At 38.2% G+C, this 11,258-nt stretch carries 9 protein-coding genes; 7 read left to right on the top strand and 2 right to left on the bottom strand.

Going from position 1 to position 11,258, the window contains the following annotated elements; translation table 11 throughout:
* Window positions 1–198 precede the first annotated feature (198 nt).
* The 3 genes from FFR48_RS20140 (at window position 199) to FFR48_RS20130 (ending at window position 2,175) form a co-directional block, all read left to right on the top strand.
* Window positions 199–654, top strand: a complete 456-nt coding sequence (locus FFR48_RS20140) for a diacylglycerol kinase family protein (RefSeq protein ID WP_096571593.1) — start codon at window positions 199–201, stop codon at window positions 652–654.
* Between the two features lie 150 nt (window positions 655–804).
* Window positions 805–1,404, top strand: a complete 600-nt coding sequence (locus tag FFR48_RS20135; RefSeq protein ID WP_137668606.1) for an anthranilate synthase component II — start codon at window positions 805–807, stop codon at window positions 1,402–1,404.
* 3 nt (window positions 1,405–1,407) lie between these two features.
* Entirely contained in the window at window positions 1,408–2,175 is a 768-nt protein-coding gene (locus FFR48_RS20130) for an MBL fold metallo-hydrolase (RefSeq protein ID WP_096571597.1), read from the top strand.
* Between the two features lie 283 nt (window positions 2,176–2,458).
* Here FFR48_RS20130 and FFR48_RS20125 read toward each other — a convergent pair whose 3' ends face one another.
* A complete protein-coding gene (locus tag FFR48_RS20125; RefSeq protein ID WP_137668605.1) occupies window positions 2,459–3,715 on the bottom strand; it encodes an FG-GAP repeat domain-containing protein in 1,257 nt (418 codons plus the stop codon).
* A gap of 380 nt (window positions 3,716–4,095) precedes the next feature.
* On the opposite strand from FFR48_RS20125, the gene FFR48_RS20120 reads away from it, so the two are divergent.
* The gene (locus FFR48_RS20120; protein WP_096571601.1) at window positions 4,096–5,403 is read left to right on the top strand and encodes an aminopeptidase P N-terminal domain-containing protein; all 1,308 of its coding nucleotides are present in this window, start codon (window positions 4,096–4,098) and stop codon (window positions 5,401–5,403) included.
* 264 nt (window positions 5,404–5,667) lie between these two features.
* On the opposite strand, the gene FFR48_RS20115 is transcribed toward FFR48_RS20120, so the two are convergent.
* Complete coding sequence (locus tag FFR48_RS20115; protein ID WP_137668604.1) at window positions 5,668–5,970, bottom strand: TRADD-N-associated membrane domain-containing protein; 303 nt, start codon at window positions 5,968–5,970, stop codon at window positions 5,668–5,670.
* Between the two features lie 216 nt (window positions 5,971–6,186).
* Here FFR48_RS20115 and FFR48_RS20110 point away from each other — a divergent pair, with 216 nt between their 5' ends.
* From FFR48_RS20110 to FFR48_RS20100, 3 genes are read left to right on the top strand one after another with little or no spacing between them, the layout of a single operon-like run.
* On the top strand, window positions 6,187–7,590 hold the full coding sequence (locus tag FFR48_RS20110; RefSeq protein ID WP_137668603.1) for a P-loop domain-containing protein: 1,404 nt from the start codon (window positions 6,187–6,189) through the stop codon (window positions 7,588–7,590).
* The gene (locus FFR48_RS20105; RefSeq protein ID WP_137668602.1) at window positions 7,587–9,956 is read left to right on the top strand and encodes a PQQ-binding-like beta-propeller repeat protein; all 2,370 of its coding nucleotides are present in this window, start codon (window positions 7,587–7,589) and stop codon (window positions 9,954–9,956) included. Before FFR48_RS20110 ends, FFR48_RS20105 begins: the two co-directional genes overlap by 4 nt.
* Window positions 9,949–11,010, top strand: a complete 1,062-nt coding sequence (locus tag FFR48_RS20100) for an ATP-binding protein (protein ID WP_137668601.1) — start codon at window positions 9,949–9,951, stop codon at window positions 11,008–11,010. Before FFR48_RS20105 ends, FFR48_RS20100 begins: the two co-directional genes overlap by 8 nt.
* Window positions 11,011–11,258: the final 248 nt, after the last annotated feature.

Here is an 11,258-nt window from a genome sequence, read left to right as displayed (position 1 = left end):
AACAAGTAATTTTACTACATTCGGTAGGTATTATTGTTAACTTAAAATAGCGGATGTAGACAGGATATTGACATTGGGTGGCGATGATTACAAAATTCAAAATTATTGTCACAAATTCTTTAAAATTCCCTCAAACCTTTATTCTACCCTTAAAATTAATCAAGATTACCACCTGATAAGATTTGTATTCTCCAGTATATGTCCCAACAAGTTTCCCCATCAGCAACACCAAAGCGCTTACCAACCCTTGTGTCTAAAGAACGGGAGTTTTCCTGGCAAATAGCCTCTAATTTATTTGTGAGTTTTAAGTATGCTTGGGCTGGAATCAGCTATAGTTTTCACACTCAACGCAATTTTCGGATTCATATAGCTGTTGGCTCTTTTGCGATCGCATTGAGTCTTTTTTTGCACCTAAAACCTGTAGAAATAGCTATCATTGCTATTACTAGCGGTTTGGTGTTGACGTTGGAGTTAGTGAATACAGCGATTGAATCTTTGGTAGACTTAACAGTTAAGCAAACTTACCATGACTTAGCTAAAATCGCTAAGGATTGCGCTGCTGGGGCTGTACTGGTATCTGCTTTTGTAGCTTTGCTAGTAGCTGCTATACTTTTACTTCCCCCTTTATTAGCTTTAATCATGACTGCTATTTAAAGGGGTTCTAACAGTGCAATTTTCGATATGATTGATGTAATTGGATTTTTTACCAATTACCAATTACCAATTACCAATTACCAATTACCAACCTAAATCTAAAATCCAAAATCCAAAATCCAAAATCTAAAATTGTCTTAGGTACAAATTGTGATTATAGTTATTGATAATTACGATAGTTTTACATATAATTTAGTACAATATTTGGGAGAACTAGCCGTAGATTTCCCAGTTGCTGCTGATTTAAAAGTTTTTCGTAATGATAAAATCACTGTAGAGGAAATCAAGGCTTTAAAACCAGATGCAGTGGTAATTTCCCCAGGTCCTGGTCGTCCAGAAGATGCAGGAATTTCTTTAGATGTAATTGCCAACCTGGGTTCTAGTTTACCAATTTTAGGTGTTTGCTTAGGACATCAAAGTATTGGTCAAGTATTCGGTGGTAAAATTGTTTCCGCACCAGAATTGATGCACGGTAAAACTTCCTTAGTATCTCATAAGGGAGTAGGGGTTTTCCAAGGATTAGAAAATCCTATTACAGCTACCAGATATCATAGTTTAGTGATTGACCGTGAGACTTGCCCGGAAGTATTAGAAATCACCGCTTGGGTGGAAGATGGGACAATTATGGGAGTACAGCACCGGAACTATCCTCACATTCAGGGAGTCCAATTTCATCCAGAGAGTGTTTTAACTGCTGCGGGTAAGCAGTTACTCAGAAATTTTCTGGAACAATTACAGGTAAGAGAGTGATTCATGAAACGACGAGAATTATTGGGTTATGCTGGTGCTGGTTTAGCAACTGCTTTAGTTACTAATTTCAGTTCTCACCTGCCAGTTAATGCCCAATCTAGTGGTGTATCAGTTCAGTGGTTGGGTCACACCTGCTTTTTGTTTACTGGTGGGGGTGTAAAAATTCTCGTCAATCCTTTTCGGACAGTTGGTTGTACTGCTGGTTATCGTCCCCCCAAAGTTGTAGCGGATTTGGTAATGATTAGCAGTCAATTGTTAGATGAGGGTGCGGTGGAAGGACTACCGGGAAATCCTAAGCTGATTTATGAACCGGGTGTGTATGAATTTAAAGGTTTGAAGTTTCAAGGAATTTCTATAGATCACGATCGCAAAGGTGGCAGACAATTTGGTAAAAATACTGCTTGGAAATGGACTCAGGGGGGAATTAATATTTTACATTTGGGTGGGGCGGCTGCACCTATTTCTCTTGAACAAAAAATCCTCATGGGTCGTCCTGATGTAGCTTTAGTTCCCGTGGGTGGTAGTGCTAAAGCTTATAATGCCCAAGAAGCAAAACAAGCTGTGGGGGTGTTAAATCCTAAGTTGGTGATTCCTACCCATTATCGCACTCAAGCCGCTGATCCCAATAGTTGTGATATTACACCTGTGGATGATTTTCTGAATTTAATGTCGGGTGTGAATGTGCGCCGGAGTAATGGGGATACGGTGAATATTGCTTCTGGGAATTTAAAAGAAAATACGGAAATTCAGGTTTTGAGTTATAAGTTTTAACTTGGTGAAAACAAGACTGGAAACAAAAAGCGATCGCCTTTCTGTGAGATTAAATCAAAAGTGCGATCGCTAATTTTTAGTTGCAAATAATTCTTAATTCTGAAAATCTTGATATAGCAACAGTCAGGAGTCAGAAGTTCCAGGAGTCGTAGGGGCGAAGCATTCGGAAAACAACCTGGGATAAAAATTGATAATTTATCGCCCGAATGCTTCGCCCGTACAGGAGTGAGGATCAAGTTTTTTCTTCCCAATCACCAGTCACCAATCCCCAGTCCCCAATCACTTATGCTGTATACCATTCTGGAGTTAGCTTATCTGCATCAGCAATAGCTGTTTCAGTCGCGATTGTTCCATCCATAGTCCAGATTTTATCTGCACCGGTTTGTTGATCTCTCCAGTAAACATCAGTCTTACCATCACCGTTAAAGTCACCAAGAGATGCGGTATAACCAGGGGTGTTGCTGGGTAAGAAGGCTTCAGAACTGATGCTAGTACCATCCATTAACCAAGCTGTGTTTTCGCCGGTTGTGGCATTATGCCAGAAGATATCGGTTTTACCATCGGTGTTGAAATCACCAATTTTAGCAGTCCAACCTTCGCCCAGTGATTTAACAACACCTTCGGTAACAAAAATACCGTTCATTGTCCAAATCTTGTTCTCACCGGTTGCAGTGTTGCGCCACAAAATATCTGTCTTTAAGTCGCCGTTGAAATCTCCAAGAGAATAACCCCAAGAGACATCTTGAGATTGTAAATTGTATTTGGTGGCTTCGCTACCATCCATAAACCAAGCTGTGTTTTCGCCGGTGGTAGTATTGCGCCAGAAAATATCGCTTCTACCGTTACCATCAAAGTCAACGATGGTTGCTGTTAAAGCTACATCTGTGGTTTCTAAAACAGTGGCACTAACTACAGTTGTTCCGTCCATTTGCCAAATAGCATTTTGACCGGTGGTGTTGTTACGCCAGAAAATATCGGTTTTGCGATCGCCATTAAAATCGCCAATTTCTGCTTTCCAACCTGGATCAACTCTATCTAATGTCAGGAAACTAGCAACTCTTGTTCCATCCATTAAGACAACTACATTTTCACCAGTTTGTTCATTGCGTAATAAGAAATCTGTCTTATTATCGCTGTTGAAATCAGCAGTTTTATAACTCCAGGTTGATAGGTCATAAGTACCTAAAGAAGCCTGTTCAATAACTGTTGTACCATTCATCAGGCGCACTAAAATTTCACCTGTTTGGACATTTACCCACATTTTATCAGTTTTTCCATCACCATTGAAATCTGGAACAATGGCGGCACTGGTTAAATAAGGATTGGGATTTGGGTTAGCACTTAAAGGTGGTAATGTGGGTAGATTATTTGTAGGTAAATCACTTGGCATTTGGGGCAATAATGAATCTGCTGGTGAAGGTGCAGAACTACCACCACCGGGCAGTGAGATATCAAGAGGGCTTGTCAAATCTTGTGATGTTTGGCGAGATTCTACCGCCCAACTTGTTGTATTTAAATCTAATCCTGATTTACTAGGCATGGTCTGTTTTTATGAGTAATTAATATAAAGTTTTAATTTATGGAAAATAAAGATTCTGTAAATAACAAACATTTACTAAAAAAAATAACGGACAATTGTTATTGTTTATAGATATTTTAGAGATGTTGAAAATGATGAATTATGAAAAATTAAAAGTTATCCATGAGCAATCAAAAAAACTTTTATTTTTTGTTGATCAATGTCAGAATTTAAGCATCAAATCCTGTTTTGTTGACAATACCTTTAGATCCCCGTTGAAGAAGTTGGGGATCTGAGTAATTCAAAATTGGCTAAAATAATTGAGATTAGCAATTACAAACTTTACTGAGTAACTTTGCTAAAGTTAAAAACAACACTATATCTTTGAAGGTAAATCGGCTATGAAATCAGAATATCGGCAACGTCGTGAACAGGTAATGTCGAAAATTGGGCAAGGAACAGCGATTTTTCACAGCGCACCCACAGCAGTCATGCACAACGATGTCGAGTATGTTTACAGACAAGATAGTGATTTTTATTACTTGACTGGTTTTAACGAAGCGCAAGCGGTAGCAGTGTTAGCACCCCATCACGAAGAACATCAGTTTATTTTGTTTGTGCAACCCAAAGATAAAGAAAAGGAAGTTTGGAATGGTTATCGTTGCGGGGTGGATGCTGCAAAGGAAATTTATGGTGCAGATGCAGCTTATCCTATTGCAGAGTTAGATGAGAAATTACCGCAATATTTAGAAAAAGCAGATCGGATATATTATCATATTGGACGGGATGGTAATTTCAACGAAAAAATTATCAAACATTACCAACGTTTACTGCGTACCTATCCCAAACGGGGAATAGGACCCACAGGGATAGAAGATACCAGCACAGTTTTACACAGTTTGAGATTACATAAAAGTAAAACCGAACTAGACTTAATGCGTCAAGCGGCGGATATTGCAGTGGAAGCACACAACCACGCTTTAAATATTACCGCACCGGGAAGATATGAATATGAAATACAAGCAGAAATAGAACATATTTTCCGGTTAAGGGGTGGGATGGGTCCTGCTTATCCTTCCATTGTTGCGGCGGGAAGAAATGCTTGCGTTCTGCACTACATAGAAAATAATTGTCAGATGCAAGAAAACGAATTGTTATTAATTGATGCTGGTTGTGCTTACGGTTATTACAATTCAGATATTACCAGAACATTTCCCGTAGGTGGGAAATTTACAGGAGAACAAAAAGCGTTATATGAAATAGTATTGGCAGCACAAAAACAGGCGATAGAAGAAGTTAAACCAGGTAATGCTTTTGATGCACCTCATAAAAAAGCAGTGCGGATTTTAACAGAAGGTTTGGTAGAATTGGGTTTATTGAAAGGAGAGATTGATAAATTAATAGAAGAGGAAAAATATAAACCATTTTATATGCACAGAACGAGTCATTGGTTAGGGTTAGATGTGCATGATGTGGGAATTTATCAACATGGAGAAAACCCGCAAATTTTACAACCGGGACAGGTTTTAACCATAGAACCGGGTTTATATATTGTACCTGATACTGAACCAGCAGAAGATCAACCAGCAATTGATCCGCGTTGGGTGGGAATTGGGATTAGAATTGAGGATGATGTGTTGGTTACTGCTACTGGAAATGAGGTTTTAACTGCGGGAGTTGCGAAGGAAATTGAGGATGTAGAAAGATAATTTAGATCCTTTTTAGATCCCCGACTTCTGATAGGAATTTTCAAATTTATGGAGAGGATAAAAAAGAAGTCGGGGATCTGGTTTAGGGAATTATTGCCAGGGAATAAATTCCCTGTCTAAAAGCTGAAGTCGGTTTTAACCGACTATTTTTAGAGTGCGTTTTAACGCACTTTTGCTATTAGCCCAGAAATTGATTTCCGGGTGGGTTTGGAAGCTAACAGATAAACCCGATAAACCCTTACACTATTAACCATTATTCAGTTCTTATTCATCATCCAAAGATTCTAAAATTTCCTCTAACTCTTTCCTGGTTTCTTTGGCAAACTGCACACTACCAATACTAAACACAATTCCCCCTCCTGCGGTGAGACTTGCTTCGGGAATTTTATCCAAATAAAATAAACCCACACCTAATAAGGTTATAATTGCTGATGCAGTGCTGACACCTAAAGCTAAATTAAATGTGAGTTGAGTTTGTCTGATAAATTCAGCAATGATTTTTTCTCGCATCTGTTTTTTATCTTCCTGTTCTTGGGGTTGTTTTTTAGTGAATAAGTTGAATTTCATAGCTTTTATTCCTTTGGGTTTCAATCAATTTCCTTAACTTGCTCATATCGTAAGTAATAGACAAGACATTGAAAAGATATAATTAGGTTATAAATATTGACGTGTTCTCCCCAAATTTTAGGGAGTTTAGGGAAAGATAAATACCCCAAATTCCCTAGACACAAATCATCCAGTTCTGCTATACTCTAAAAAAATCAACTACTATCAATACTGTTTATGACTCAATCAGGAAAAGTCCAAGCTAGTGAAGCAGGAAAGGCAAAAATTAGAGAAAAATATCAACAAGCAGATTTTACTATCGCATCCCTAGCAAAAGCAGCAAACACAAGTCAAGACAAAATTAAATATTTAATTGGACAAAATCGACCTAGCATTACACAGGTTGATAGATTCGTAATTGAAAATGTGGTCAATGCTATAAATGCAGGATTGAAAAAAAATGGAATTGATGAAAAACTTACACCTTCAGATATTGTTGATAATTGGTATCCTATCATGATTCCCACAGAATTTAAAAACGTAATTGAGGATAAAACACAAATATTCTATGGTCGCAAATTTGTATTTAATGCTATTACCGAATTTCTCAAAAATCACCCAAGCGGCTATTTCACCATTCTCGGTGATGCGGGAATGGGTAAAAGTGCTATAGCTGCAAAATATATTGTAGATAATACTGAGACAATTTGCTTTTTTAATATTCGTGCAGAAGGTAGAAACCGCCCTGATGTATTCCTGAAATTAATTCGTCAACAATTAGTAAATAGGTTGGATTTACAAAATGTAGAAAATAATGATTTATCTACTTTATTAACTAAAGCTAGTGAAAAATTATCTAATTATGAAAATTTAGTCATTGTCATTGATGCTTTAGATGAAGTTGATCAAGATGATAATGGTAATTTGTTAAATTTACCGATGTACTTACCAGATCATGTTTACCTGATCCTTACCAGAAGACCTTATAATTCAGATGAGAAAAGATTAACACTTTCCCCAAATACTAAGTATATAGAATTGGATTTAAGGGAATATCAAGAAAACAGTAAGGAAGATGTTGAAGAATATATTTGGGAATTTCTAGGTTTAGAAAAATACAAAGCAGGTTTAGAAATTTGGATTAATCAACAGAATAACCTCAGTAAACCACAATTTGTCAAAACTATTGCCGCTAAAAGTGAAAACAATTTCATGTACTTACGCCTTGTGTTAGAAGCTATTGCAGATGGATTTTATAAGGATGAAAAACTAGAAGAATTACCAGCAGGTTTACAGGGATATTATGAGAGTCATTGGCGGATTATGGGAATGACTGCTAGACCTTTACCCAAGGATAAAATCAAAATCATTTATGTAATGTGTGCTTTAAAAAGTTCCGTATCCCGTGAGATGATTGTTAAATATTCTCAGGAAGATGATCTCACAGTGCAGGGAGTTCTTGAAGGTTGGACACAATTTTTACAGGAACAAAAAATCTATCAACCGCCCCGTTATCGCTTTTATCATGAGAGTTTCCGCGATTTTTTACAACGTCAGGATATTGTGGAAGCTGCGGGGGTGAGTTTACCAGAAATCGGCGCGGAAGTTGCTAATAATATGGGTGAGGGATTAATACTATGAGTAACTTTCGCACTTGGTTTAATGAAAAGTCAGAGGAAGGAAAAGAACAGTTTTTAGGTGAATATCCCCGATTATTATTAGTGGGTAAACAATATACAGAACTGTTTAAATTATTATCCAACTACTATTTTATCGAAGCGAAAATTAAGCATTCTTTATTTGGAGTGCAAGCACTGATTGAAGATTATGATTTACTCCAATATGAAACCCTATTAACGGAATTTCCTCAAGCTGAAACAATATCATCATTAAAAAAAATTCAAGGTGCTTTGCGACTCTCAGCACATATTATCAATCGAGATAGTCAACAATTACCAGCACAACTAACAGGGAGATTACTACATTTTCACACACCAGAAATTAACAACCTCCTGCAACAAATATCCATAGATCAAGGTTTACGTTGTTTAACCTCTAGTCTCACCCCTCCCGGTAGTCCCCTGATTCGTACCCTCACAGGTCATAGTAACTCGGTAAATGCGATCGCACTCACACCCGATGGTACAACCGTGATTTCTGGTTCTGGTGACAACACTATCAAGATATGGGATTTGGGAACAGGTGAAGAAAAGTTCACCTTTACTAGTCATAGTGACTCAGTAAATGCGATCGCAGTGACCCCTGATGGTAAAACCGTGATTTCTGGTTCAGATGACAAGACTATCAAAATATGGGATTTGGGAACAGGAAAAGCAAAGTCCACCCTCACAGGTCATAGTGACTCGGTAAATGCGATCGCAGTGACCCCTGATGGTAAAACCGTGATTTCTGGTTCTGGTGACAACACTATCAAGATATGGGATTTGGGAACAGGTGAAGAAAAGTTCACCTTTACTAGTCATAGTGACTCAGTAAATGCGATCGCAGTGACACCTGATGGTAAAACCGTGATTTCTGGTTCAGATGACAAGACTATCAAAATATGGGATTTGGGAACAGGTACAGAAAAGTTCACCTTTACTAGTCATAGTAAATGCGTGAGCGCGATTGCAGTCACACCCGATGGAAAAATCATGGGACTTACGCAAAACTACGCAAAACAGAAAGTAGGGGTAATTCATGAATTACCCCTACACAAGAATAAGGTTTTCACTCAAATCTTCCGTATCTTGCGTAACTCCTTTTCCTTTTTAAATCAGATCGCACTCATGCTTTCTGGTGCATATGACTCGACTATCAAAATCCGGGATTTGGGAACAGGAACAGAAAAGTTCACCCTAAGAGGTCATCGTTACTCAGTAAATGCGATCGCAGTCACACCCGATGGAAAAACCCTGATTTCTGGTTCTTATGACTCGACTATCAAAATCTGGGATTTGGAAACAGGTACAGAAAAGTTAACCTTTCAAGGTGATAGTAACTTCGTAACAGCGATTGCAGTGACACCCGACGGTAAAACTGTGATTTCCGGTTCACGTGACAACACTATCAAAATCTGGGATTTGGGAACAAGAACAGAAAAGTTTACCCTTCCTTCGGAACGCTACGCGAACAGATGTCATAGTAACATTGTAGATGTGATCACACTCACACCTGATGGAAAAACGGTGATTTCTGGTTCACGTGACAACACTATCAAAATCTGGGATTTGGGAACAGGTCAAGAAAAGTTCACTCTTCAAGGTCATCCTAGAGTGAATGCGATCGCAGTCACAACCGATGGAAAAACCCTAATTTCTGGTTCTTATAACAACACTATCAAAATCTGGGATTTGGTTACAAGGAAAGAAAAGTTCACTCTTAAAGGTCTTAATAACTCGGTAGGAGCGATCGCACTGACACCCGATGAGAAAACCTTGATTTCTGGTTCACGTGATAGCACTATCAAAATCTGGAATTTGGTTACAAGGAAAGAAAAGTTCACCCTTCAAGGTCATAGTAACTCGGTAAGAGCGATCGCAGTCACACCCGATGGAAAAACTGTGATTTCTGGTTCTTATGACTCGACTATCAAAATCTGGGATTTGGGAACAAGAACAGAAAAGTTCACCCTTCAAGGTCATGGTGACTCGGTAAATACGATCGCACTGACACCCGATGGAAAAACCGTGATTTCTGGTTCTGATGACAACACTATCAAAATCTGGGATCTAGTCACAGGAAAAGAAAAGTTCACCCTAAGAGGTCATAGTAACTCGGTAAGAGCGATCGCAGTCACACCCGATGGAAAAACTGTGATTTCTGGTTCTTATGACAAGACTATCAAAATCTGGGATTTGGAAACCAGAAAGGAAATAGCAACTTTCACCGGAGAAAGTCCTATAACTTGCTGTGCAGTTGCTTCTGATGGGGTGACAATAGTTGCAAGGAAATCATCAGGAAGGTTACATTTTCTGCGTTTGCAAGGAAAGGTGACAGATGAATAGTTTATCTTTCTCTGCTTCAGCAAAGAGTGAAAATTTTGTCGGTCGTGGTTTTGTCTTGTCTGCTATTAATAATTTTCTCCACCGTTACCCCAAGGGTTATTTCACCATTGTGGGAGTTCCCGGTAGCGGTAAAAGTGCCATTCTCGCCCAATTGGTGCTGCAAAATCCCGATATTATTTATTATGATGCCCAAATTCCTGGTAAAAATCGGGTTGAGGAGTTTTTAACAGATGTTTGTACACAGTTAATTAGGAAATTCCAGAGTTTATTAAATAGTGAAAATCTGGATTTTGATCATTATGATAGTTCGGTTTTTTCCTTATTATTACAACAAATCAGCGAGAGGTTATCACTGGATTCAAAGTTAATTATTATTATTGATGGTTTGGATCGGGTTGATATTCATAGTCAAGCTGTGGGAACTAATTTATTTCATCTACCGCGATATTTACCCAATCAAGTTTATTTTATTTTTGCTCGTCGTCCTTATAAAAAGTCGCATGGTGGGTTGTTAATTGAAGCACCTGCTCAGGTTTTAGATTTAGGGGACTTTCAGAGGGAAAATAGGGAGGATGTGAGGGAATTTATTCGGAGGAAACGAACCGCAGAGACGCAGAGTTCGCAGAGGAATATAATTGATTTGATTGATGAAGATAATTTTATGTATGTGCAGCAGGTTTTAACTGCTTTTTCTGAGGGTTTTTATGATCAACCTGAGAATATTAATAGTATTCCCCCAAATTTAGAAAGTTATTATCAACAACATTGGCAAAAAATGCAAGGTGATGGTTTATCTGATGTTGCTGTGAATGTATTGCGAATTTTGACTGCTGGAGAAATGCAACCGATGTCAGCTTTCGCTATTAGTCAGGTTATCAATGAGGATGTTTTTGATGTGATGGAGGTTATGGAACAATGGTTAGAGTTTTTGCGAGAATTTAGGGAAGGTAAGGAAGTTAAATATCAATTATATCATCACGGTTTTCGGTTGTGGTTGAGGGAATGTTTGTCAGGTATTGTGCAAATAAAGCCAGGGAATAAATTCCCTGTCTAAAAGCTAAAGTCGGTTAAAACCGACTATTTTCAGAGTGCGTTTTAACGCACTTTTGCTATTAGCCCGGAAATTCATTTCTGTGCGGGTGTGGAAATTAACAGATAAACTGGAAATAGTTTATATATTTAGGGGTTGCTGAGAAAGTCTTTCCGTGAGGGCATAGGAGTCAGGAGTCAGGAGTCAGGAGTCAGGAGAAGATTTGAAAATTTCTTTGCCATCTCTTGAAATCCCAAAAAATGCACACTTTT

Origin of the sequence: Sphaerospermopsis reniformis (assembly GCF_005402885.1) — a bacterium.
Lineage (GTDB): Bacteria > Cyanobacteriota > Cyanobacteriia > Cyanobacteriales > Nostocaceae > Sphaerospermopsis > Sphaerospermopsis kisseleviana.
This window is presented reverse-complemented; position numbering and strand designations above follow the sequence as displayed.

Coding starts and splice junctions, on each gene's coding strand:
- FFR48_RS20120 (WP_096571601.1), top strand. CDS start 4,096: ATGAAATCAGAATATCGGCAACGTCGTGAACAGGTAATGTCGAAAATT.
- FFR48_RS20100 (WP_137668601.1), top strand. CDS start 9,949: ATGAATAGTTTATCTTTCTCTGCTTCAGCAAAGAGTGAAAATTTTGTC.
- FFR48_RS20105 (WP_137668602.1), top strand. CDS start 7,587: ATGAGTAACTTTCGCACTTGGTTTAATGAAAAGTCAGAGGAAGGAAAA.
- FFR48_RS20140 (WP_096571593.1), top strand. CDS start 199: ATGTCCCAACAAGTTTCCCCATCAGCAACACCAAAGCGCTTACCAACC.
- FFR48_RS20110 (WP_137668603.1), top strand. CDS start 6,187: ATGACTCAATCAGGAAAAGTCCAAGCTAGTGAAGCAGGAAAGGCAAAA.
- FFR48_RS20125 (WP_137668605.1), bottom strand. CDS start 3,715: ATGCCTAGTAAATCAGGATTAGATTTAAATACAACAAGTTGGGCGGTA.
- FFR48_RS20130 (WP_096571597.1), top strand. CDS start 1,408: ATGAAACGACGAGAATTATTGGGTTATGCTGGTGCTGGTTTAGCAACT.
- FFR48_RS20115 (WP_137668604.1), bottom strand. CDS start 5,970: ATGAAATTCAACTTATTCACTAAAAAACAACCCCAAGAACAGGAAGAT.